Origin of the sequence: Enterobacter sp. IF2SW-B1, from assembly GCF_001743375.1 — a bacterium.
GTDB lineage: Bacteria > Pseudomonadota > Gammaproteobacteria > Enterobacterales > Enterobacteriaceae > Enterobacter > Enterobacter bugandensis.
This window is the reverse complement of the sequence record NZ_MJAA01000008.1, coordinates 164,124-187,843: the sequence shown is the minus strand read 5'-3', so window position 1 is coordinate 187,843 and position 23,720 is coordinate 164,124. Positions and strand designations below refer to the sequence as shown.

The following is a 23,720-nucleotide window of genomic DNA, read 5'->3' as shown; positions in this document are numbered from 1 at the left end:
CCGCTAAAGTCAGAATAAATCTTTCGGACACTGTAAATTCAAGGCGTGATAACAACAACGACCGGAAGGTGAATGCCCGTGGATTATCGATCTTCGTCACAGAATAACTTTACCGTTTCAGCACCTTTTGCACTATTGCCATAAGGCTTAATATGCAAAGTAACGTCATTGCATTTTGTACAAGGAAATCATCATGCTCCACCCGCGAGCCAGAACCATGCTGTTGCTGGCAATTCCGGCGCTGATCATTGGCGTGGCCTCAAGCCTGGTCCTTATCGTCGTGATGAAAATCGCGTCGGTGCTGCAAACTCTCTTATGGACAGCGCTTCCGGCAAAACTGGGGGTCACCGCGGATTCTTCGGCGTGGATCATCCTGATGCTGACGTTAACCGGTATTGCGGTGGGTCTGGCGATCCGTTTCAGTCCCGGTCACGCCGGACCGGACCCGGCGCTGGAACCCCTGATTGGCGCTCCGGTTCCCCCCTCTGCACTGCCGGGGCTGATCGTCGCGTTGATCGTGGGCCTGGCGGGCGGCGTCAGCCTGGGTCCCGAGCATCCGATTATGGCGGTGAATATTGGCCTGGCGGTGTTCCTCGGCGCACGCATTCTGCCTCGCGTCGGCGCGCTGGACTGGACCATCCTCGCCTCCGCAGGCACCATCGGGGCGCTTTTTGGCACGCCTGTCGCTGCTGCCCTGATCTTTTCTCAGACGTTGGCCAGTGATAACGACGTCCCGCTCTGGGATAAGCTGTTCGCTCCACTGATGGCCGCGGCTGCCGGCGCGCTGACGACAAGCCTGTTTTTCCATCCCCATTTTTCCCTCTCTCTGCCGCACTACGGAGAGATGCGGATTGCAGATATATTCAGCGGCGCCATCGTCGTCGCGATCGCCATCGCGCTGGGCATGGTGGCGGTATGGTGTCTTCCGCGCCTGCACCGGCTGGTACATAAACTCAAACATCCGGTATTGATTCTGGGAACAGGGGGGCTAATCCTCGGTGTTTTAGGGGCAATTGGCGGAACGGTGACCCTGTTCAAAGGTCTGGACGAAATGCAGCAGCTGGCCTTCAGCCAGGTGTTTAGCGTGTCCGATTATCTGTTGTTTGCCGTCATCAAGCTGGCGGCGCTTGTCGTTGCTGCAGCGTGCGGTTTCCGCGGCGGGCGTATCTTCCCGGCGGTGTTTGTCGGCGTGGCGCTGGGGCTGATGCTGCACGAGCATGTCGACGCGGTTCCGGCGGCGATTACCGTATCCTGCTCTATTCTGGGGCTGGTACTGGTGGTGACGCGCGATGCATGGCTGAGCCTGTTTATGGCGGCGGTGGTGGTGCCGGATTCGACGCTGTTCCCGCTGCTCTGCATCGTGATGTTGCCCGCCTGGCTCCTGCTGGCGGGCAAACCGATGATGATGGCCTGGCGAAACGACAAATAATCAGGCGCTATTGCGCGCTTCCAGCGCTTTGGTAATCGCCCCCAGCAGCGGCGGGATATCCGCTTTTGGCAGCATCACCTCAATTAGCGAGAGCCGCTCGTGGTGCGCCACTTTTTCCAGCACGTCCGCCAGCTGCTCCGCTTCACTGACTTGCCAGCACTGGGCCTGAGGATCGAGGCTCAGGGCCTGCGGGATTTGCGTCCAGTTCCATAGCGCAATGTCATTGTAACGCTGTTCCGGCCCGTGAATTGCCCTTTCAACCGTGTATCCTTCGTTGTTGAGCACCAGAATGATGGGATGTTGTTTATCACGCAACATTGACCCGAGCTCCTGAATGGTCAACTGTGCCGCACCATCCCCCGTTAGCACAATCACCCGCCGGTTCGGGCATGCCGTTTGCGCACCGAACGCCGCGGCCAGGGTGTAGCCGATCGAGCCCCACAGCGGCTGGACGATAAAATTCACGTCGGCAGGCAAACGCAGGTCAATCGCGCCGAAGGCCGAGGTGCCCTGATCGGCCAGGATGATGTCTCCCGGGCGAATAAACGTTTGCAGCGTTTGCCAGAAATTCTCCTGCGTAAGTGAGCCGTCCGGCTGAGGGAAATTCATCGCGCTGTGCGATGCCGGGACAGGCTTATCGTGAATATGCTGTTTGCACAGCTCCAGCAGCGCTTCAATGGCCTGGGCCATCGGGATGCCGGTAAACCAGATATCGCCGACGCGGGCGGCATGAGGCTGGACTTCTATCGTCTGTGCAGGCGTTAACTGATGGGTAAACCCGGCCGTCAGAGTATCGGTAAAACGCGTGCCGATGCACAGCACCGTATCCGCTCCCTCTATCGCCTCTTTTACCGGACCGGCACTGGCTGAACCGCTGTATGTACCGTAAAAACCAGCGTTACGTTCGTCGAATATGCCTTTGCCCATCAGCATCGTGGCATGCGCCATCGGCACATCCTTCACCCACTTCTGCAGCGCGTGCTTCAGCCCATGGCGCAGGACAAGAAAATCCGCTAACAGCGCGGTACGCTTACTCGCTGCCAGTTGACGCTCCGCAGCATCCCGGAACGCTTTCAGGCAGGCGCTATCGGCATGGGCATGCCGAAGCGTGAGAGCGTTTACAGGCGGCGTAGCGGCTTTTTTTGCCACATCAGCAGGTAACATCAAATAGCCGGGGCGACGTTCCCGGAGCATCGTCGTCAGTACCCGGTCGATTTCATAACAGGCGTTTTGTTCGGTCAGGATCGCCTGTGCAACGGTGATCGGCTCGCTCATATGGTAAAAATGACGGAACTCACCATCGCCCAGCGTATGGTGCAGCAGTTCCCCTCTTTGCTGAGACGCCATCCCCGGCGCGCCAACAATATGCAGCACCGGAACGTGCTCGGCATAGCTGCCCGCAATGCCGTTCATGGCACTTAATTCGCCGACGCCAAACGTCGTCAGCAGCGCGGCGAAGCCCTTACAGCGGGCATATCCGTCAGCGGCATAAGAGGCGTTTAACTCGTTGGCACAGCCCACCCAGCAGATATCCGGGCTGTCTATTACGTGGTCGAGAAACTGCAGGTTATAGTCGCCCGGCACGCCAAACAGATGATCGGCTCCACAATCTGTAAGACGGTCCAGCAGGTAATCGGCGACGCAGTACGGGGTACGCATAAACAGGTATCCTTCTGATGTTGACCTCACTTTGAGTATTAAATAAGCGTGATGGCTGTCCAGAATTGGTGATAAGAAGGCTATGGAAAGAATGCTTTACAAAAAATGCTGGGTTATGCTGCTTTTTTTCACGTTAATGTAAACATATACACTGATTTTTCTCTTCAGCACGAGAGGTCATACGAATGGGTTATCAGCCGGACAAAAATCGTTATCAGACAATGGAGTATCGCCGCTGTGGGCGAAGCGGACTCAGGTTGCCCGCGGTCTCGCTGGGGCTGTGGCATAACTTTGGTGACGCCACGCTCATCGAAAATAGCCGTCAACTTTTACAGCGCGCGTTCGATCTGGGTATTACGCATTTCGACCTTGCCAATAACTATGGCCCCCCGCCGGGGTCTGCCGAGCGTAATTTCGGCCGTATTTTGCAGGAGGATTTCCTGCCCTGGCGCGACGAGCTGATCGTCTCCACGAAAGCGGGATATACCATGTGGGACGGCCCTTACGGCGACTGGGGATCGCGTAAATATCTGCTGGCAAGCCTCGATCAAAGCCTGAAGCGCATGGGGCTGGAATATGTCGATATCTTCTATCATCACCGTCCTGACCCGGAAACGCCGCTGCAGGAAACCATGAAAGCGCTTGACCATCTGGTGCGCCAGGGCAAAGCCCTGTATGTCGGGTTATCCAACTATCCTGCCGAGCTGGCGCGAAAAGCGATTGATATCCTGAATGACCTGGGCACGCCCTGCCTGATCCACCAGCCGAAATACTCAATGTTCGAACGTGCGCCGGAAGAGGGTTTGCTGGATGTTCTGCAGGAAAAAGGGGTCGGCTGTATTCCCTTCTCGCCGCTGGCAGGGGGACAGTTGACCAACCGGTATCTTAACGGTATTCCCGCCGATTCCCGTGCGGCAAGCGGCAGTCAATTTCTTAACCCGGAACAGATCACCGAAGAGAAGCTTGAGAAGGTGCGCCAGCTAAACGCCCTGGCAGAAAGCCGCGGCCAGAAACTCTCGCAGATGGCGCTTGCCTGGGTGTTACGCCATGAGGAGGTCACGTCGGTACTGATCGGTGCCAGCAAAACGGCTCAGATTGATGATGCCGTGGGTATGCTGGAAAACCGCCAGTTTACCGCAGAAGAACTTTCTCTAATCGACCAGATCCTGAGCTGTTCAAAATAAAACCACTTTTAGCAAAAAGTGCTCTCCCTCGGGAATTCGGAGTTGAGGCGATGAAACGAGCCTTTACCAACTCGTAATATTGCGTTAACAGGCCCCACGAAGGCCCCGATCGTGAAGGAGAAAGAGTATGTTCAGGTCACTGATTCTTGCAGCGGTATTACTGGCTTCGGCCCCGCTCGTCGCCACTGCGGGCGAAATCACCCTGTTGCCATCAGTAAAATTACAAATTGGCGATCGTGACGACTACGGCAGATACTGGGACGGTGGCTACTGGCGCGACCGTGATTACTGGCACCGTCATTATGAATGGCGGGGTGACCGCTGGCGCAGGCACGATAACGGCCTGCATCGCGGCTGGTATAAAAACAACTCCTATGAGCGCGGCTACCGCGAAGGCTGGAAAGATCGTGACGACCGCCGCGGCGGCTGGGGTCACGGCGGAAAAGGACGCGGTGGTCACGGTCACGGTCATCATTAATGCAAAAAGGAGCCTCCCGGCTCCTTTTTCTTTTATAGCCCCAGCGCGGTGCCAATCAACAGCCACAGGTTTAGCGCTACGACGACCACCACGATGGCCCACCCGACCCGTTTCACCAGCGTCGTATTAACCAGTTCGCCCATCAGAGTTTTATTGCTGGTGAAAATCAGCAGCGGCACCAGCGCCAGCGCAATACCAAAGCTCAGCAGCACCTGGCTCATCACCAGAATTCGCGTAGGATCGAGCCCCATCAGAATCACGATAAACGACGGAAGCATGGTGATAAAACGACGCACCCACAATGGAATATGGAAGCGAACAAATCCCTGCATCACCACCTGCCCTGCCAGCGTCCCCACCACCGTGGAGGAGAGACCGGCGGCAACCAGGCTCAGACCAAATATCGTGGCAGCAGCATGACTCAGTAACGGCTCCAGCGTGAGGTAAGCCTGGTCGAGATCGGCGACGCCAGTATGACCGTTAAAGTGGAAAGCGGCGGCTGCGGTGGCCATCATCGCCAGATTCACAAAACCCGCGATGGTCATGGCGATTGCCACATCCCATTTGGTTGCCGAGTAGCGTTCTTTACGCGTCCCGCCGTGCAGATGCTGGGTCAACGAGGAGTGCAAATAAATGACATGCGGCATAATAGTCGCCCCAAGGACCCCGGCGGCCAGGAAAACCGCTTCCGAGGTTGGCAGGCTTGGGATCACCATGCCTTTCGCGAGCTGCGCCAGATTAGGCTGTGAGAAAATCAGCTCGACGATATACGCCGCAGCAACAAACAGCAGCAGGCCACCAATGACCTTCTCCAGCGGTTTTTGACCCCGACGCTGTAACATCAGGATCAGGAATGTGGCAATCCCGGTCAGCACCGCCCCCTGTAACAGCGACACGCCCAAAATTAGCTTAAAGCCGATCGCTGCCCCGATAAATTCAGCGAGATCGGTTGCCATGGCGATAATTTCCGCCTGAACCCAGTAGAGCCACACCGCCGGACGGGGATAATGATCGCGAATTTGCTCCGCCAGGTTTTTACCCGTGGCAATCCCCAGTTTTGCAGAGAGCATCTGAATCAGCATCGCCATCAGGTTTGCCCAGACGACCACCCACAGCAGCTTATAGCCGAAACTGGCCCCGGCCTGAATATTGGTCGCAAAATTACCCGGATCGATATAGCCGATGGCAGCAATAAAAGCAGGTCCCATTAATGCGAACCGCAACTTGCGCGCGGCTCTACCACTGCTACCCTCTACGCGACTGTTTGTCATTATCTGCCTCTGGAAATATAGCCTTTGCTATGTTTAATGCTATCAAAATGAGAATGATTATCAAGATCATTTAGAGAGTTTAAAATGATTTCTCTGTTAGCTAAGAACAATAGATGGGCAGGTGGTGCGACATCACAGAATGTGAAAATGCGCGGTCATTTGTGAAGCGTAGCACACAAACTTAACTTTTCACTCATTTACCTAACATAACAAAAATGTATTGTGGATCACTAATTTTGAGACTCGTCACAGGATGTAACTATAGTGTGTCCCTGATCTCGTTTTCTTTTCGCTTGTTACATAGAATGTGCACGAAAATTAAACCTGCCTCATATTTGGAGCAAATATGGACCGCGTCCTTCATTTTGTCCTGGCACTTGTTGTCGTTACTGCACTCGCATTGCTGGTCAGCACAGACCGCAAAAAAATTCGTATTCGTTATGTTGTCCAGCTGCTGGTCATTGAAGTTTTACTTGCGTGGTTCTTCCTGAACTCCAACGTAGGCCTCGGCTTCGTGAAAGGCTTCTCCGAAATGTTCGAAAAACTGCTCGGATTCGCCAACGAAGGGACAAACTTTGTCTTCGGTAAAATGAACGACGAAGGTCTGGCTTTCTTCTTCCTGAAGGTACTGTGCCCAATCGTCTTCATCTCCGCGCTGATCGGTATTCTGCAGCACATCCGCGTTCTGCCGTTCGTTATTCGTGGCATTGGTTTCCTGTTATCCAAAGTAAACGGCATGGGCAAGCTGGAATCTTTCAACGCCGTAAGTTCCCTGATCCTCGGTCAGTCTGAGAACTTCATCGCGTATAAAGATATCCTCGGCAAAATGTCCCGTAACCGCATGTACACCATGGCGGCAACCGCGATGTCTACCGTTTCCATGTCTATCGTGGGCGCATATATGACCATGCTGGAGCCAAAATATGTGGTTGCAGCGCTGGTTCTGAATATGTTCAGCACCTTTATCGTTCTGTCGCTGATCAACCCGTATCGTGTTGACGCCAGCGAAGAGAACATCCAGATGTCTAACCTGCACGAAGGTCAGAGCTTCTTCGAAATGCTGGGTGAGTACATCCTGGCAGGTTTCAAAGTGGCGATTATCGTTGCCGCGATGCTGATCGGCTTTATCGCCCTGATCTCCGCACTGAACGCCCTGTTCGCCGCAGTGCTGGGCATCTCCTTCCAGGGCATCCTGGGCTACATCTTCTACCCTGTCGCATGGGTGATGGGTGTTCCGGCTCATGAAGCGCTGCAGGTAGGCAGTATCATGGCGACCAAGCTGGTTTCTAACGAATTCGTTGCGATGATGGATCTGCAGAAAATCGCCAGCACGCTCTCTCCACGTGCGGAAGGCATTCTGTCCGTATTCCTGGTCTCCTTCGCGAACTTCTCGTCCATCGGTATTATCGCCGGTGCGATTAAAGGCCTGAACGAAGAACAGGGTAACGTGGTTTCTCGCTTTGGCCTGAAACTGGTTTACGGCTCCACCCTGGTGAGCGTCCTGTCTGCTTCTATCGCTGCGCTGGTTCTGTAACGTTTACCGTAAAAAAAAACCGGGAGACTTGCTCCCGGTTTTTTTATGCCCGCAATTCTTCCAGCGGTTTGGGTTTGCCTATCAGGTAGCCCTGGAGATAGTCCACGCCGAAGCGTAGCAGCATCTCCCGCTGCGCTGGCGTCTCAACATATTCGGCCACCACGCACAGTGATTTCGTCTTCGCCAGATTACATATCGACTGGACGATCATTGCGTCCATATCATCAGTACAAATATCTTTCACGAAGCAGCCGTCAATTTTAATGATGTCTGCCTGCAGGCGTCTCAGACGCTCGTAGTTGGCGTAGCCGGTACCAAAATCATCGATGGCAATCCTGAAACCGTAATCCCGCAGCTGCTGAATATTGTGGATGCTGCAGCCGGAATTGGAGAAGGCCTGCTCTTCGGTGATCTCAATCACGACAGCCTGAGGCGCAACGCCGTACCGTTCAAAGAGCGCACAAATCTCAGTCGCCACCTCATTTTGCATCAGCGTAAGCGGCATCAGATTGACAGAGAAACGGGCGCCAGCCTGCGTCGCTGGGTGATCGCGCAGCCACAGCAGTAATTTTTCCATGACGCACATATCAAACCGGTGGCTGAGGTTGAATTGGGCAATCAGCGGAATAAAGCGGTCAGGGGTGATGATCTCGCCCTCGCTCTCCATACGCGCCAGAATTTCGTAGTACCCGCTACCGTCCGCCTTCTGGATCGGCTGCGCATACAAATGGAACTGCCCCGCCTCCAGGGCGTGCTTAATCCGCGCCAGCATCAGGACACGCTCCGTTGTTTGTCCTGATGCAGCTTCCAGGCTATTCGTCAGCGCAAGAACGTTGTGCGCTCCGCAGGATTGCTCGGCCAGCCAGCTCAGTTGCCCCAGCGTGTGGTGCAGTTTCTCACCGTTTTCGACCATTCCCCAGGACGCGCCAAATTCGATATCCAGCCCGGTATTGTTCCAGAAAATCTTACGGCTGTTCAGCCGATCAACCATATGCTGGAGGCGCTCGGCCGTTCCCTGCCCAAGCAATACCAGCACCAGCTCGCTTCCCGGCAGCTGGAAAAGCGTCTCATCTTTTTGCAACAGCGGCTGGAGAGAGGACGTGATCATTCGTTTGCAGTGCACCCGCATGAGAATGCCGTAATGGCGGCTTAAAAACTCCAGATTATCCATTCTCAGGCAACACACTTTGGCATCCGGGTGGTCGAGGAGAAAATCTTCCAGCGCACGAATGTTGGGTAATCCGGTCAGCGGATCGGTGAGCGCTCTGTCCTGCCAGCCCTGCTTCAACCATTCGCTTCGCTGATAGATACGCGACATATAAAGCAGGCAGATAGCAAAAGAGATCAGTACCGACAGGATAAATGAGAGCGAATGGCCCGACTCCACTCCGTTAAGAAAGTTGTAATTGTAGGTCAACAGCAGAAGCGCAGAGGTGGCCCACAGCAGAGAGATAAGCGCGTAGCTCAGACGGCTAATCGCTAACGTAAAGAGAATGAAAATAATCGGCATCAAATAGCCCGCAATAACAGGCGACTCAAAAGGCGCACATAAAATTGCGATGATGGCGATTAACAGCATTAGCCAGACGAATATATATAATGATTTCTTGTGTAAAAACACGGGCTTCACACTTCGCCGCCAGAACTTGATGGCATAACGAGGATTAATAATCATTCTTAACGGATAATAGAACATCATGGTAAAAATCATCGCCGCGCATATCAGGCTTTGAATATCAACAACGTTATAAATTACCGTTCCTTCGCCGAAGAAAGTTGAGATTGTGACCGGAAAATCAAAGAAATAGCCAGCGAGATACATCGACATTTTAATGCCTATCGGCACCATAAAGCCGAGCCAAAATATGCGTAACCCAATGTGCCTGTTGGGCATACAGTAGCGCCAGCGCCGGCCCAGCAGAAGGCGCAGAACACCGCAGGCAGCGAATACGGAGAAAGTCTGACAGAACAGTAATACTGAATATTGTAGCGGTGCTAAATTAACGTTAAATATATTAGCAACCATAAAACTTATCAGAATAGGCAGAATACCGCGGCGCCCCAATAACAGCATAATCGCCAGCATAACGCTTAACGGGAGCCACGCTAAATAAACGTCGTGTTCATTAACAATTGCACGCGGGGAGAGATAACGGGAAACAGGAACCGCAATCAGACAGATCGCCAGAGCAATTATAAATATCTTTACATTATTATACGATTTTCTATTCATTAAGCTTGGGGAGATTATTATTCATTCATATCATTGACCGCATGGATAATAGGTTTATTAATTACGCGAATCAAGTTGAAGTCTATTTATAGACTGATTTATTGATTTCGGTTGAGGTGGGATATGGAAAAAAACCATTTTGGCAACAAAATACGTTTAGGGGTGTTACAAAAACATAAAAAAAACCCTCGTCTTTTGACGAGGGTTTAAAATTTTGGTGGAGCTAAGCGGGATCGAACCGCTGACCTCTTGCATGCCATGCAAGCGCTCTCCCAGCTGAGCTATAGCCCCACATGTGACTTTACTAACCACACTCTGTTGGGTTCAGAGTTTGGTGGAGCTAAGCGGGATCGAACCGCTGACCTCCTGCATGCCATGCAGGCGCTCTCCCAGCTGAGCTATAGCCCCATCGTAAAGCTGTCATGTTGACGGGCGGCATAATATGAATTCCGCCGCGGAGTGTCAACGGCAAAATCAATAGCCGCGGTTCAATCGCCGAAAAATCATGCAAATGAACCACTTTGCGAGCCTGCTCGCAGTCATGAGTTAAGCCTGTCACGTTTTCACGTAAAACGGTGCTATAAAATGAGCCGTTAATTAACCCCACGAATATTCAGGAAATTGCATGATCAAGGAACGAATGACGCCGGAAGAGTTAGCCCTGCTCACTGGCTATAGCCGACAGACCATCAATAAATGGGTACGCAAAGAGGGTTGGATAACGTCGCCCAAGCCCGGTGTCCAGGGGGGTAAAGCGCGTCTGGTGCATGTGAACGAAAAGGTGCGTGACTTTATCCGCAGCGCACGTCGGGCAACGGAAACATCCGCTGTGCCTGACGGCATCAGCACTGACGGTTCACTTCATACCCTACTCCTGACGCTGGCCAATGAAATGACGCCGGAAGAGCAGAAGCAGATGACATCGCTGCTATTGCGGGAAGGGATTACCGGTTTGTTGCAACGTTTAGGGATTCGCGACCAGAATTAATATGAAAAGACTACGTAGCAAAATGACCACGGAAGAGCTGGCGGAGAATTTGGGTGTTGCCAGACAAACGGTAAATCGCTGGATACGGCAGCAGGGGTGGAAAACCGAAGGACTCAATGGCGTAAAAGGCGGTCGGGCGCGGCTCATTCACGTTGATGCACGCGTGAAGGAGCATATTATGAGCCTCCCGGCTATCCGTAACCGCCAGGCGGTTTATCATCTGGCTGAGGTGGCCTCATCCTACAATGAACAGCCTTCACGTCTGCGTCCGGGCATTATCGAAACGCTGGAGAGTATGACTGAGCTTGAACAGCAGCGTCTGGATACCTTACTGAAGCGCGAAGGCATACGCGGTTTTCTTGCTCGTCTGGGTATTGCCGAATAAAAGGCAAAAAAAACGGCAGGATACCCTGCCGTTTTTCTTATAGATGGCTTAATTACTGCTGATTTTCACGTTCTGCAATAAAATCCAGCGCCTTGTTGATGCGCGCCACGCTGCGTGACTTGCCGATGGCATGGACAGTCACATCCAGAGCCGGAGACTGACCCGCGCCGGTCACCGCAACGCGCAGCGGCATACCGACTTTGCCCATGCCCACTTCCAGTTCGTCTGCGGTCGCCTGAATGGCGTGATGCACATTTTCAGCGGTCCACTCGGTGAGCGCAGCAAGCTTGTCACGCACCACTTCCAGCGGCTGACGCGCAACCGGGCGGAGGTGCTTCTTCGCGGCGTCAGCGTCGAACTCATCAAACTCTTCATAGAAGTAGCGGCAGCTTTCGGCAATTTCTTTCAGCGTTTTGCAGCGCTCGCCGAGCAGTTTTACCAGGTCCGCCAGCTCAGGGCCAGTGCGGGTATCAATGTTTGCCTGCTCAATGTGCCACTGCAGGTAAGTCGCCACATATTCCGGCGGCATGGTATTGATGTAGTGATGGTTGAGCCACAGCAGCTTGTCGGTGTTGAATGCGCTGGCAGATTTGCTCACAGAGCTCAGAGAGAACAGTTCGATCATCTCTTCGCGGCTGAAGATCTCCTGGTCGCCGTGAGCCCAGCCCAGACGCACCAGATAGTTCAGCAGCGCTTCCGGCAGATAGCCGTCGTCGCGATACTGCATGACGCTGACCGCACCGTGACGTTTAGACAGCTTTTTACCGTCGTCGCCGTTGATCATGGAGACGTGCGCATAGACCGGAACAGGTGCATTCAGCGCTTTCAGGATGTTGATCTGGCGTGGGGTATTGTTGATATGGTCTTCACCACGGATAACGTGGGTAATTTCCATATCCCAGTCATCAACCACGACGCAGAAGTTATAGGTTGGGGAACCGTCGGTACGGCGTATGATCAGATCGTCCAGCTCCTGGTTGCTGAATTCGATCGGGCCACGGATCTGGTCGTCGAAAATCACCGAGCCATCCTGCGGGTTAGCAAAACGCACCACGCATGGCTCATCAGCGGCATGCTCGCTGTGGTCGTGGCGGCAGCGGCCGTCATAACGCGGTTTTTCACCGTTCGCCATCTGCTCTTCACGCAGCGCATCCAGACGCTCTTTGGAGCAGTAGCACTTATACGCCGTGCCCGCGACCAGCATCTCATCAATAACAGCGTTATAGCGGTCAAAACGTTTGGTCTGGAAATACGGGCCTTCGTCCCACTGCAGGTTCAGCCAGTTCATACCATCCATAATGGCTTCAATTGCTTCCGGCGTGGAGCGCTCAAGATCGGTATCTTCTATACGCAGCACGAACTCACCTTGGTTGTGGCGTGCAAAAAGCCAGGAATAGAGAGCAGTACGAGCACCACCGACGTGCAGATAGCCTGTCGGGCTCGGCGCGAAGCGAGTTTTGATTTTCATGAAATGGCCTTACGTTATAAAGATGCCGGCAATCGGCAAATCCCGGGGAAAAAACGATGGGCAATATTCTATCACTGTGGGGGGATTCCTCAATGTCGATCCCTTTATCGTGGCGGAGTTTGCTGTTTTTGTTTAGAAATCATGCGCCACCGCCCGTTTTGCGATCGTTTTGTTTAATTTTACGACGAACGAATAAAAACTTTAGAAAATGCGTTGACTCATTTTCAACTCTCCCTATAATGCGACTCCACACAGCGGGGGTGATTAGCTCAGTTGGTAGAGCATCTCCTTTACACGGAGGGGGTCGGCGGTTCGAGCCCGTCATCACCCACCATCTACTTCGGTAGACTCGCAGTGTAGATAAGAATTGAGATTGGGCGATTAGCTCAGTTGGTAGAGCATCTCCTTTACACGGAGGGGGTCGGCGGTTCGAGCCCGTCATCGCCCACCATTCTCACCTTATCAAAGCAGTTCCGAAATGGGCGATTAGCTCAGTTGGTAGAGCATCTCCTTTACACGGAGGGGGTCGGCGGTTCGAGCCCGTCATCGCCCACCATTTCGGGTCGTTAGCTCAGTTGGTAGAGCAGTTGACTTTTAATCAATTGGTAGCTCAGTTGGTAGAGCAGTTGACTTTTAATCAATTGGTCGCAGGTTCGAATCCTGCACGACCCACCAATGTAAAAAAGCGCCCTAAAGGCGCTTTTTTGCTATCTGCGATCTGGATGATTCGAACCTGCAGCAGGTTCGAGCCGAACGCAGTGAGGCACCGGAGCCGTTTACGGCGACGGCCCGAAGGGCGAGCGAAGCGAGTCATCCTGCACGACCCACCAATGTAAAAAAGCGCCCTAAAGGCGCTTTTTTGCTATCTGCGATATAAAAATGTGAACCTGCCGCATTTTCCTCAAGCTAATCCCGTCGGTGCCGATACCTCTGTTTTATAACGCGAGGAAAAAGTATGACGACCATTCAGGCTTCAACCCAACAGATTCAAACCAGCGGCGCGAGTGGCTCTTCGAGCAGTAACGATATCTCTGCGCAAATCACCCGCATTCTCGACAAGATCAAAAAGCTGACCCAGCAGTTAAAAGAGCTGGCAAACAGCCCCGGCAGTGCAGATGAGAAGAAGAAGCAGCAGGAACTGATTCAGACCCAGATCAAAGTGCTGCAGGCACAGCTCGCCGCACTGCAGCGCCAGCAAGCCGAAGAAGCTCAGAAGAAGCAGGATCAAAAACTGGGCAAAGTAGAAGGCGTGAATAGCCCGTCAGACACTAATCATATTGATATCTACATCTAATCGTCTGATGCGTTAAACAGTGGATCGCGTATGCGGGCCTCGGTTAATCGTTGTGCCTGGATACGCACCACTTCCCAGATGGCCTGCGCCGCACCCGAGAGCGAACGATTTTTTCGCCGCACCAGCATCAGCTTTCGTTCGACAACGGGCGTCAGCCGCTTCACCGCCAGCTGGCTTCCCTGCGGCAGGGGAAGCGCCAGAGCGGGCAACACGCTGATACCAATTCCGGCTTCCACCATCGGAAACAGCGTGGCCGGATGACCAATCTCCTGCACGATCGTTGCCTTAACGCCCTGATTCACCAGCGCGGAATCAATCAGCGGGCGGCTGCCTGAGGCATAATCCTGTAAAACCAGGTTCGCCCCCTGAAGGGACTGCCAGCTGACCTCGAGCAACGCTGCCAGCGGGTCGTCGTCACGGCAGAGCAGCAAAAAAGGCTCAGAAAGAACGCTTTCGCATTCCAGATCGCTCACCTGGCCAGGATCAATCACAATACCAAAATCCACATCCCCCTGGCGGATGCTCTCGAGCACCCACTGCTGCGGTCTGTCATGCAGGACAAAATCAATATCAGGATAGCGATGGTTTCCCTCGGCAATACATTGCGGGATAAGGTGCGCGGATATCGTCTGGCTGGCCGCAACCCGCACGGTGCCCGACAACTGCTGCCCCAGCCTCCCCACGTCTCTGAGCGTGCTGTTCAGCTCATCAAGCAGCCGTTCAAGACGCAGGGCCAGCTGCTGCCCGGCTTCGGTCAGGACCACTTCGCGCGTGGTGCGATCAAGCAACCTAACGCCGGTCTGGTTTTCCAGCTCTTTCACGCTGTGGCTGACCGCCGACTGGCTCAGGCCGATCATCTCCCCTGCCCGGCTAAAGCTGCGGGCATGAGCGACGGTGACGAAAATGCGAAGCTGGCGTAGGGAATAATTCATCTGTTTAATTCATGAATGGATGCAATAAATCAATTTTATTTCTCAAATGGAAAAAAGCACAATAGCGACATCTGTTTTCAGGAGTCATTATGAAACTATTTCGTATTCTTGATCCGTTTACGCTCACCCTGGTGGCTACCGTTTTACTGGCCTCGTTCTTCCCTGCTCGCGGCGGTTTCGTCCCTTTTTTTGAGGGACTGACGACAGCCGCCATCGCACTGCTGTTCTTTATGCACGGCGCAAAGCTCTCCCGCGAAGCGATTATCGCTGGCGGTAGCCACTGGCGACTGCACCTCTGGGTGATGTGCAGCACGTTTATTCTGTTCCCGATCCTCGGGGTGCTGTTTGCCTGGTGGGCACCGGTTAACGTCGATCCGGCGCTCTACACCGGTTTCCTGTATCTCTGTATTCTCCCGGCCACCGTGCAGTCTGCCATTGCCTTTACCTCTCTTGCCGGAGGGAACGTTGCAGCCGCGGTCTGCTCCGCATCGGCATCCAGCCTGTTGGGGATTTTCGTCTCCCCGCTGCTGGTGGGCCTGCTGATGAACATGCACGGCGCGGAAGGTAACCTTGAGCAGGTCGGCAAAATCTGCCTGCAGCTGCTGCTGCCGTTTGTCCTGGGCCATCTCTCGCGTCCGTGGACCGGGGCGTTCGTGGCGAAGCATAAGAAATGGATCTCCAAAACCGACCAGTCGTCGATTCTGCTGGTGGTCTATTCCGCCTTCAGCGAAGCGGTCGTGAACGGGATCTGGCATAAGGTGGGCGCAGGCTCGCTGCTGTTTATCGTGGTGGTCAGCCTCGTTCTGCTGGCAATTGTCATTGCGGTGAACGTTTTTGTGGCGCGCAAATGCGGCTTCAGCAAAGCCGATGAGATCACCATCGTCTTCTGCGGCTCCAAAAAGAGCCTGGCGAACGGCATCCCGATGGCGAACATTCTGTTCCCCACCTCGGTGATCGGGATGATGGTGCTGCCGCTGATGATTTTCCATCAGATCCAGCTGATGGTCTGCGCGGTGCTGGCGCGTCGCTACAAGCGCCAGACGGAAAAGCTGGCGCAGGAAGAGACCCGCGCCGCGAAGGCTTAAGGACGCTTCAGGGGCTGCACCAGCTGGGTCAGCCCCTCGGTTTTGATCAGTAACGTGATAGCCATCAGCTCGCCCAGGCGCCCGGCGGGGAATTCGTCCTTGCGGGCGAACCACAGCAGGTACTCCTCCGGCAAATCGATCAGCCTGCGGCCCTTATATTTACCGAACGGCATTTCCGTATTGGCGATCTCAACGAGCTGCTCTTTCTCCACGTTACTCTCCTAACAGGCGCATCATTTCTGCTTCGTCGATAACCTCAATGCCGAGCTCCTGGGCTTTCGCCAGCTTCGAACCCGCAGCTTCGCCGGCAATCACCAGGTCGGTTTTCTTCGACACGCTGCCCGCCACTTTGGCCCCCAGCGCCACCAGACGCGCTTTTGCATCGTCGCGTGAAAGCTGGCTAAGGCTACCGGTTAGCACCACGGTTTTACCGGCAAATGGACTATCAATTTCTTCGGCGTTGACCACCACCGGCGCGGGCCATTTAATGCCCTCTTCCAGCAGCTTCCCGATGACCTCGCGGTTGCTCTCTTCGGCAAAGAAGTTAAAGACGTGCGTGGCGACGACGATGCCGACGTCCGGCACTTTCTGCAGCTCGTCGATGCTTGCCTTTTCCAGCGCCTCCAGCGTACCAAAGTACGCGGCTAAACCTGCCGCCGTCGCTTCGCCGACTTCACGAATGCCCAGCGCGTACAGGAAGCGGGCGAAGGTCGTCTCTTTCGCTGCTTCCAGCGCGTTAACCACGTTCTGGGCTGACTTCGGCCCCATGCGATCCAGACCGGTCAGTTTGCCCGCCGTGAGCCTGAACAGATCCGCTGGCGTATGGACATACTCTTTCTCAACCAGCTGATCGATAATCTTGTCGCCCATGCCGTCAACGTCCATTGCGCGACGGGAAACAAAGTGCTTAAGCGACTCTTTACGCTGCGCGCCGCAGATCAGGCCGCCCGTACAGCGGGCCACCGCTTCGCCTTCCACACGCTCTACGTCAGAGCCGCATACCGGGCAGTGGGTCGGGAAAACGACCTCGCGCGTATCATCAGGACGTTCTGACTCAACAACGTTCACCACCTGCGGGATAACATCGCCCGCGCGGCGAATCACCACTTTGTCACCGATGCGCAGGCCGAGGCGTTCGATTTCATCGGCGTTGTGCAGCGTAGCGTTACTCACCAGCACGCCTGCGACCTGCACCGGCTCCAGTCGAGCGACCGGAGTAATAGCGCCCGTACGGCCCACCTGAAATTCCACGTCGCGAACGAAGGTCATCTGCTCCTGGGCAGGGAATTTAAACGCCACCGCCCAGCGCGGCGCACGCGCTACAAAGCCCAGCTGCTCCTGCAGCGCCAGCGAATTGACCTTGATGACAACGCCATCAATATCAAAGCCGAGCGTCGGACGGTCCTCTTCCACTTTGTGGTAGAACGCCAGCACCGCTTCCGGCGAGTCGCAGAGCTGAACGCGGTTGCTCACCGGCAGGCCCCAGGCTTTAAACTGCAGCAGACGCCCGAGGTGCGTATCCGGTAACTCACCACCTTCCAGAATACCGACGCCGTAGCAGAAGAAAGTAAGCGGTCGCTTCGCGGTGATGCGCGGGTCAAGCTGGCGCAGAGAGCCTGCCGCCGCGTTACGTGGGTTAGCAAACACTTTCCCGCCGGTGCGACGCGCCTCTTCGTTAATTTTCTCGAATCCCGCCTGCGGCAGGAACACCTCGCCGCGCACTTCCAGACGCGCGGGAATGTTGTCTCCCTGCAGCTTCAGCGGGATCGCGCGGATGGTTCGTACGTTAGTGGTGATGTCTTCACCCGTCGTACCGTCGCCACGCGTGGCGGCACGCACCAGCACGCCGTTTTCATAGAGAAGACTGACCGCCAGGCCGTCGAGCTTCAACTCGCAGCACCAGGTGAGGGAATCGCTGCTTTTCAGACGGTCCTGCACGCGCTTGTTAAACGCGAGGAAGCTCTCTTCATCAAAGACATTGTCCAGCGACAGCATCGGCACTTCGTGACGCACCTGGCTGAAAGCCCCCAGCGGCTCGGCGCCGACGCGCTGGGTCGGAGAATCTGGCGTAATCAGTTCCGGGTGCTGCGCCTCCAGCTCGCGCAGCTCGCGCATCAGCCGGTCATACTCCGCATCAGGCACTTCCGGTGCGTCCATAACATGATAGAGATATTCATGATGGCGAAGCGTGGTTCGCAGTTCAGTGAGTTGTTGTTCGATTGAGTCCATATCGCACCATCAATGAGAAAAAACCCCCGACAGGCGGGGGTTGAGGAGGAGTTGAAGTAAACGCGACAATTACGCGTTGGCTTCCTTCACTTCGCGGATGCGGTCCTGATACTCGCGCAGCTTCTGCGGGGTCATCATTCGACGCTGATCGTCGAGCACCACACCACCCACTTCATCAGCGATGTGCTGAGCGGACTGCAGCATCAGCTTGAAGTTTTGCAGCTCGTCGCCGTAGGACGGCACCTGCATAAAGATAGTGACTCCCGGCGTCACGAAATCACCAGTCATTTCCGGGTCAAAGGTGCCTGGGTTGACCATATTGGCCAGGCTAAACAGCGCCGGACCACTACCGTCAGGGCTCAGGTGGCGATGGAAAATATTCATATCGCCAAACTTGAAGCCTGCCTGTTGAATACTGTTGAGCAACACGTCACCGTTGAGATGGCTGCCGTGATGCGCGGCCACGTTCATGATGATCACCGCTTCTTTACGCTGCGGCTTTTCAACAACCGGTTCAGGCTCAGCGACCGGCTCTGGCTCAACGTGCGGAGCCGGAGCGGGCTGCGGCGCAGGCTGTACATGAACAGGCGGCTGCTGCGGCTGCTGCGCAGGTTGCTGTTGCACGGGCTGCTGCACAGGTTGCTGTTGAACCGGCTGTGGCGCAGCGGGCTGCTGCTGTTGTACAGGCGGTTGCGGCGGCTGACGTACAGGTTCTTCCACTGGCTGCGGCGCTGGCTGGCGCGGCTGGGCAGAGGCATACGGCGGTTGATACTGGTGCTGCGGAGCGCGGGGGGCTTCATGCTCCCCATGAGCCGCGCCGGGCGCAGTATTGACCCGATGAACACGAACTTCACCCACGCCGTCGTCGTCGCTACCGGTGATGTCATCTTCAGTGTCATCATCATCACGACTGGACTTCATGCGCTTCAGTGGGCGATCGCGAAACATCGAGGAACGCTCTTTACGGCTGGTCCAGAAACCATGTACCAGTAAAGCGATTATGGCGATCGCGCCAACAATGATTAATATCAGACGCAAATCCTGCATCATTATATTCTCTGTTGTTCTAACACCTTGCCACCACGGCAAACATTTACTCACTAAGAGTATTTGCCGTTTACGTCAAGTGCAAGTGTGTGCAGAGCATTCGCAGCATAAAGATGAAGTAAATCGTGCTTTTTGCTGGTTTTTCGAACATTTCCGAACTGGTCATTGGTCCGCAAGTGGATAATATAGGCGGGCAATTCCACTGGTTGTGAAAAAAGGAGTACAGCCTGGTTATGGTTTCAACATCGTCTTCTCCCCCGCGCAGCGGCGTCTGGTATTTTTCTCAGGGCTGGAAGCTGGTCTCACTGCCAGGTATCCGTCGCTTCGTCATTCTGCCGCTGCTGATCAACATTATTCTGATGGGCGGCGCGTTCTGGTGGCTGTTCACAAAGCTCGAAAGCTGGATCCCGTCGCTGATGAGCTACGTGCCGGACTGGCTGCAGTGGCTTAACTACCTGCTCTGGCCGGTGGCGGTCATCTCCGTGCTGCTGGTATTCGGCTATTTATTCTCAACGATCGCGAACTGGATAGCCGCGCCGTTTAACGGCCTGCTGGCGGAACAGCTGGAGGCGCGGCTTACCGGCGCGACGCCACCGGACACGGGCGTGCTGGGGATCGTGAAAGATATCCCGCGCATTATGAAGCGCGAGTGGCAGAAGTTTGCCTGGTACCTCCCCCGCGCGGTTGTACTGCTTGCCCTCTACTTTGTCCCCGGCATTGGCCAGACGGTTGCGCCGGTGCTGTGGTTTCTGTTCAGCGCCTGGATGCTGGCCATCCAGTACTGCGACTATCCGTTCGATAACCACAAGGTGCCGTTTAAAGCGATGCGCACCGCCCTGCGCACCCGGAAGGTCGCCAATATGCAGTTCGGCGCGCTGACCAGCCTGTTCACCATGATTCCCTTCCTTAACTTGTTCATCATGCCGGTTGCGGTTTGCGGCGCGACGGCGATGTGGGTGGACTGCTATCGTGCTAAGCACGCGTTATGGAAATAATGCAAAAATGTGTAAAGCAGGGGTGGCTTATGCCGCCCCTTATTCCATACTGATCCCCATTATTTCCTTGCAGTATATAGATATGCGAATTCCTTACTTCCCCCTACCTGCTTAGCAGGTATGCTGGGTCGGTATCCCAATTTCATACAGTTAAGGACAGGCCATGAGTAAGATTTATGAAGACAACTCGCTGACTATCGGTCATACGCCCCTGGTTCGACTGAACCGTATCGGTAATGGACGCATTCTGGCGAAGGTCGAATCACGCAACCCGAGCTTCAGCGTAAAATGCCGCATCGGTGCAAACATGATTTGGGATGCTGAAAAACGCGGCGTGCTGAAGCCAGGCGTTGAGCTGGTGGAACCGACCAGCGGTAACACCGGTATCGCTCTGGCCTATGTTGCTGCCGCACGCGGCTACAAGCTGACCCTGACCATGCCGGAAACCATGAGCATCGAACGTCGCAAACTGCTCAAAGCGCTGGGGGCGAACCTGGTCCTGACCGAAGGCGCGAAGGGCATGAAAGGTGCCATTCAGAAAGCGGAAGAGATCGTGGCCAGCGATCCGGCGAAATATCTTCTGCTGCAGCAGTTCAGCAACCCGGCTAACCCTGAAATTCACGAGAAGACCACCGGCCCGGAAATCTGGGAAGATACTGACGGCCAGGTTGACGTATTTATCTCCGGCGTCGGCACCGGCGGCACGCTGACCGGCGTGTCTCGCTATATTAAAGGCACAAAAGGTAAAAAAGAGCTGATTACCGTTGCCGTTGAACCTACCGACTCCCCGGTTATCGCTCAGGCGCTGGCGGGTGAAGAGCTTAAGCCTGGCCCGCATAAAATTCAGGGCATCGGCGCGGGCTTCATTCCGGGTAACCTGGATCTGAAGCTGATCGATAAAGTCGTTGCCATCACGAACGAAGAAGCCATCTCTACCGCGCGTCGTCTGATGGATGAAGAAGGCATTCTGGCGGGTATCTCTTCCGGTGCGGCCGTTGCGGCAGCGCTCAAACTTCAGGAAGATGAAGCCTTTACCAATAAGAATATTGTGGTTATCCTTCCTTCCTCGGGTGAGCGTTACTTGAGCACCGCACTGTTTGCCGATCTGTTCACGGAAAAAGAGCTGCAACAGTAGTGCCAGTATGTTAATAACGCGTAAAAAAGCACCTTTTCGGGTGCTTTTTTGTGGCCTGCTTCAAACTTTTGCCCCTCCTGGCATTGCTTCACCCCGATGTGTCTGGTATTTAAACCAGCAATTATTTTGAAGCGTGAAATTAATCAGTGAACGAAATACCCTTGCTGAATCGATTTTATGATTTGGTTCAAGTCTTCCTTTCGCTGCATAATGTTTAATGACGATTGAAACGTCAGCGCTAACAATACAGGCTAAAGTTAAGCCGCCAGGCTAGACTTTAGTTCCACAACACTAAACCTATAAGTTGGGGAAATACAATGTTCCAGCAAGAAGTTACCATTACCGCTCCGAACGGTCTGCACACCCGCCCTGCTGCTCAGTTTGTTAAAGAAGCGAAAGGCTTCACTTCTGAAATCACTGTAACTTCCAACGGCAAAAGCGCTAGCGCAAAAAGCCTGTTCAAACTGCAGACTCTGGGCCTGACTCAGGGCACCGTTGTTACCATCTCTGCTGAAGGTGAAGACGAGCAGAAAGCAGTTGAGCATCTGGTTAAACTGATGGCTGAGCTCGAGTAAGTTTCCGGGTTCTTTTAAATATCAGTCACAAGTAAGGTAGGGTTATGATTTCAGGCATTTTAGCATCCCCGGGTATCGCTTTCGGCAAAGCACTGCTGCTGAAAGAAGACGAGATCGTCATCGACCGGAAAAAAATTTCTGCCGACAAGGTTGATCAGGAAGTTGAACGTTTTCTGAGCGGTCGTGCCAAGGCATCTGCGCAACTGGAAGCGATCAAAACTAAAGCTGGCGAAACTTTCGGTGAAGAAAAAGAAGCCATCTTCGAAGGGCACATCATGCTGCTCGAAGATGAGGAGCTGGAGCAGGAAATCATAGCCCTGATTAAAGATAAAGGCATGACGGCCGACGCGGCTGCGCATGAAGTTATCGAAGGTCAGGCAACTGCCCTGGAAGAGCTGGATGATGAATACCTGAAAGAGCGTGCGGCTGACGTACGTGACATCGGTAAGCGCCTGCTGCGCAACATCCTGGGCCTGGCCATTATCGACCTGAGCGCGATTCAGGATGAAGTGATCCTGGTTGCCGCTGACCTCACCCCGTCTGAAACCGCACAGCTGAACCTGAAAAAGGTTCTCGGTTTCATCACCGACGCGGGTGGCCGTACCTCCCACACCTCAATCATGGCGCGTTCTCTGGAACTGCCTGCGATCGTGGGCACCGGTAGCGTCACCTCTCAGGTGAAAAACGGCGACTATCTGATTCTGGATGCCGTAAACAATCTGGTTTACGTCAATCCAACTAACGAAGAGATCGAAAAACTGCGCGCGGTTCAGGAGCAGGTTGCGACTGAAAAAGCGGAACTCGCTAAGCTGAAAGACCTGCCAGCCATCACCCTGGACGGCCATCAGGTAGAAGTGTGCGCAAACATCGGTACCGTACGCGACGTTGATGGCGCTGAGCGCAACGGTGCGGAAGGTGTTGGTCTCTATCGTACAGAATTCCTGTTCATGGACCGCGACGCGCTGCCAACGGAAGAAGAGCAGTTTGCTGCGTATAAAGCCGTCGCAGAAGCGTGTGGCTCACAGGCGGTTATCGTCCGTACCATGGACATCGGTGGCGACAAAGAGCTGCCGTACATGAACTTCCCGAAAGAAGAGAACCCGTTCCTGGGCTGGCGTGCCGTGCGTATCGCGATGGATCGTAAAGAGATCCTGCGTGACCAGGTTCGCGCTATCCTGCGTGCCTCCGCTTTCGGTAAGCTGCGCATCATGTTCCCGATGATCATCTCTGTTGAAGAAGTGCGTGCACTGAAGAAAGAGATCGAAATCTACAAACAGGAACTGCGCGACGAAGGTAAAGCATTTGACGAGTCAATTGAGATCGGCGTGATGGTGGAAACACCAGCGGCGGCGACCATTGCGCGTCATTTAGCCAAAGAAGTTGATTTCTTTAGTATCGGCACCAATGATTTAACGCAGTACACCCTGGCAGTTGACCGTGGTAATGATATGATTTCACATCTCTACCAGCCAATGTCACCGTCCGTACTGAACTTGATCAAGCAAGTTATTGATGCTTCTCATGCAGAAGGTAAATGGACTGGCATGTGTGGTGAGCTTGCAGGCGACGAACGTGCTACACTTCTGTTGCTGGGTATGGGTCTGGACGAATTCTCTATGAGCGCCATTTCCATCCCGCGCATTAAGAAGATTATCCGTAACACGAACTTCGAAGATGCGAAGGTGTTAGCAGAGCAGGCTCTTGCTCAACCGACAACGGACGAGTTAATGACGCTGGTTAACAAGTTCATTGAAGAAAAAACAATCTGCTAATCCACGAGATGCGGCCCAAATTACTGC

Annotated in this window: 20 protein-coding genes, 5 tRNA genes and 1 other RNA gene; 16 read left to right on the top strand and 10 right to left on the bottom strand. The window is 54.2% G+C overall.

All coding sequences use genetic code 11. The annotated features are described in order from the left end of the window. The first annotated feature begins 193 nt into the window (after positions 1-193). Positions 194-1,429: an ion channel protein gene (locus A6013_RS16815; protein ID WP_041908826.1), complete on the top strand. Its 1,236-nt coding sequence runs from the start codon at positions 194-196 to the stop codon at positions 1,427-1,429. Here the strand turns inward: A6013_RS16815 and ipdC are convergent, their stop codons facing one another. Continuing rightward, positions 1,430-3,088: an indolepyruvate decarboxylase gene (gene ipdC, locus A6013_RS16810; protein ID WP_028013983.1), complete on the bottom strand. Its 1,659-nt coding sequence runs from the start codon at positions 3,086-3,088 to the stop codon at positions 1,430-1,432. Between the two features lie 185 nt (positions 3,089-3,273). Between ipdC and mgrA the strand changes: the two genes are divergently transcribed. Both mgrA and A6013_RS16800 read left to right on the top strand, forming a co-directional pair. After that, a complete protein-coding gene (mgrA, locus tag A6013_RS16805) occupies positions 3,274-4,272 on the top strand; it encodes an L-glyceraldehyde 3-phosphate reductase (RefSeq protein ID WP_069733456.1) in 999 nt (332 codons plus the stop codon). A gap of 127 nt (positions 4,273-4,399) precedes the next feature. Continuing rightward, positions 4,400-4,750, top strand: coding sequence for a DUF2502 domain-containing protein (locus A6013_RS16800; protein WP_069733455.1), 351 nt, complete (start codon positions 4,400-4,402; stop codon positions 4,748-4,750). A gap of 32 nt (positions 4,751-4,782) precedes the next feature. Here the strand turns inward: A6013_RS16800 and A6013_RS16795 are convergent, their stop codons facing one another. Then, positions 4,783-6,021 (bottom strand): Nramp family divalent metal transporter, encoded by a 1,239-nt coding sequence (locus A6013_RS16795; protein WP_083264090.1) that lies wholly within the window; start codon positions 6,019-6,021, stop codon positions 4,783-4,785. Positions 6,022-6,367: 346 nt separating this feature from the next. On the opposite strand from A6013_RS16795, the gene A6013_RS16790 reads away from it, so the two are divergent. Beyond that, complete coding sequence (locus A6013_RS16790; RefSeq protein ID WP_008501591.1) at positions 6,368-7,555, top strand: NupC/NupG family nucleoside CNT transporter; 1,188 nt, start codon at positions 6,368-6,370, stop codon at positions 7,553-7,555. 43 nt (positions 7,556-7,598) lie between these two features. Here the strand turns inward: A6013_RS16790 and A6013_RS16785 are convergent, their stop codons facing one another. The 3 genes from A6013_RS16785 to A6013_RS16775 form a co-directional block, all read right to left on the bottom strand. After that, on the bottom strand, positions 7,599-9,788 hold the full coding sequence (locus A6013_RS16785) for an EAL domain-containing protein (RefSeq protein WP_045631031.1): 2,190 nt from the start codon (positions 9,786-9,788) through the stop codon (positions 7,599-7,601). Between the two features lie 215 nt (positions 9,789-10,003). Beyond that, positions 10,004-10,079 (bottom strand) — tRNA-Ala (locus tag A6013_RS16780). Between the two features lie 41 nt (positions 10,080-10,120). Next, positions 10,121-10,196 (bottom strand) — tRNA-Ala (locus tag A6013_RS16775). A 217-nt stretch (positions 10,197-10,413) separates the two neighbouring features. On the opposite strand from A6013_RS16775, the gene A6013_RS16770 reads away from it, so the two are divergent. Together A6013_RS16770 and A6013_RS16765 are read left to right on the top strand one after the other, a co-directional pair. Then, complete coding sequence (locus A6013_RS16770) at positions 10,414-10,776, top strand: YfeC-like transcriptional regulator (protein WP_047364140.1); 363 nt, start codon at positions 10,414-10,416, stop codon at positions 10,774-10,776. A 1-nt stretch (position 10,777) separates the two neighbouring features. Beyond that, positions 10,778-11,161, top strand: coding sequence for a YfeC-like transcriptional regulator (locus A6013_RS16765; RefSeq protein ID WP_032644902.1), 384 nt, complete (start codon positions 10,778-10,780; stop codon positions 11,159-11,161). Positions 11,162-11,213: 52 nt separating this feature from the next. On the opposite strand, the gene gltX is transcribed toward A6013_RS16765, so the two are convergent. Beyond that, positions 11,214-12,629 (bottom strand): glutamate--tRNA ligase, encoded by a 1,416-nt coding sequence (gene gltX / locus A6013_RS16760; RefSeq protein ID WP_045631029.1) that lies wholly within the window; start codon positions 12,627-12,629, stop codon positions 11,214-11,216. Positions 12,630-12,887: 258 nt separating this feature from the next. On the opposite strand from gltX, the gene A6013_RS16755 reads away from it, so the two are divergent. The 5 genes from A6013_RS16755 to A6013_RS16730 all read left to right on the top strand — a co-directional run bounded on the left by A6013_RS16755 (position 12,888) and on the right by A6013_RS16730 (position 13,923). Continuing rightward, positions 12,888-12,963 (top strand) — tRNA-Val (locus A6013_RS16755). A 41-nt stretch (positions 12,964-13,004) separates the two neighbouring features. Further along, positions 13,005-13,080 (top strand) — tRNA-Val (locus tag A6013_RS16750). A gap of 29 nt (positions 13,081-13,109) precedes the next feature. Continuing rightward, positions 13,110-13,185, top strand: a tRNA-Val gene (locus A6013_RS16745). A 145-nt stretch (positions 13,186-13,330) separates the two neighbouring features. Continuing rightward, positions 13,331-13,459: non-coding RNA, RtT sRNA (locus A6013_RS16735), on the top strand. A gap of 125 nt (positions 13,460-13,584) precedes the next feature. Beyond that, on the top strand, positions 13,585-13,923 hold the full coding sequence (locus A6013_RS16730) for a FlxA-like family protein (RefSeq protein WP_069733453.1): 339 nt from the start codon (positions 13,585-13,587) through the stop codon (positions 13,921-13,923). Here A6013_RS16730 and A6013_RS16725 read toward each other — a convergent pair. Continuing rightward, positions 13,920-14,855 carry a LysR family transcriptional regulator gene (locus tag A6013_RS16725; protein WP_041908810.1) on the bottom strand — a complete coding sequence of 312 codons (936 nt, stop codon included), beginning with the start codon at positions 14,853-14,855 and terminating at the stop codon, positions 13,920-13,922. The two genes, A6013_RS16730 and A6013_RS16725, sit on opposite strands and share 4 nt — an antisense overlap. A gap of 89 nt (positions 14,856-14,944) precedes the next feature. Between A6013_RS16725 and A6013_RS16720 the strand changes: the two genes are divergently transcribed. Then, positions 14,945-15,940 (top strand): bile acid:sodium symporter family protein, encoded by a 996-nt coding sequence (locus A6013_RS16720; protein WP_041908807.1) that lies wholly within the window; start codon positions 14,945-14,947, stop codon positions 15,938-15,940. On the opposite strand, the gene A6013_RS16715 is transcribed toward A6013_RS16720, so the two are convergent. The 3 genes from A6013_RS16715 to zipA all read right to left on the bottom strand — a co-directional run bounded on the left by A6013_RS16715 (position 15,937) and on the right by zipA (position 19,219). After that, entirely contained in the window at positions 15,937-16,152 is a 216-nt protein-coding gene (locus tag A6013_RS16715) for a DUF3820 family protein (protein WP_003861328.1), read from the bottom strand. The genes A6013_RS16720 and A6013_RS16715 overlap by 4 nt on opposite strands. A 1-nt stretch (position 16,153) precedes the next feature. After that, positions 16,154-18,169: an NAD-dependent DNA ligase LigA gene (gene ligA / locus A6013_RS16710; protein ID WP_028013993.1), complete on the bottom strand. Its 2,016-nt coding sequence runs from the start codon at positions 18,167-18,169 to the stop codon at positions 16,154-16,156. A gap of 69 nt (positions 18,170-18,238) precedes the next feature. Next, positions 18,239-19,219 (bottom strand): cell division protein ZipA, encoded by a 981-nt coding sequence (gene zipA / locus A6013_RS16705; RefSeq protein ID WP_069733452.1) that lies wholly within the window; start codon positions 19,217-19,219, stop codon positions 18,239-18,241. Between the two features lie 230 nt (positions 19,220-19,449). Between zipA and cysZ the strand changes: the two genes are divergently transcribed. The 4 genes from cysZ (at position 19,450) to ptsI (ending at position 23,693) form a co-directional block, all read left to right on the top strand. After that, positions 19,450-20,211 (top strand): sulfate transporter CysZ, encoded by a 762-nt coding sequence (gene cysZ / locus A6013_RS16700; RefSeq protein ID WP_028013995.1) that lies wholly within the window; start codon positions 19,450-19,452, stop codon positions 20,209-20,211. Between the two features lie 163 nt (positions 20,212-20,374). Then, positions 20,375-21,346 (top strand): cysteine synthase A, encoded by a 972-nt coding sequence (gene cysK / locus A6013_RS16695; RefSeq protein WP_028013996.1) that lies wholly within the window; start codon positions 20,375-20,377, stop codon positions 21,344-21,346. Between the two features lie 317 nt (positions 21,347-21,663). After that, a complete protein-coding gene (gene ptsH / locus A6013_RS16690) occupies positions 21,664-21,921 on the top strand; it encodes a phosphocarrier protein Hpr (RefSeq protein WP_000487600.1) in 258 nt (85 codons plus the stop codon). Between the two features lie 44 nt (positions 21,922-21,965). Then, entirely contained in the window at positions 21,966-23,693 is a 1,728-nt protein-coding gene (gene ptsI / locus A6013_RS16685; protein WP_008501604.1) for a phosphoenolpyruvate-protein phosphotransferase PtsI, read from the top strand. Positions 23,694-23,720 lie beyond the last annotated feature (27 nt).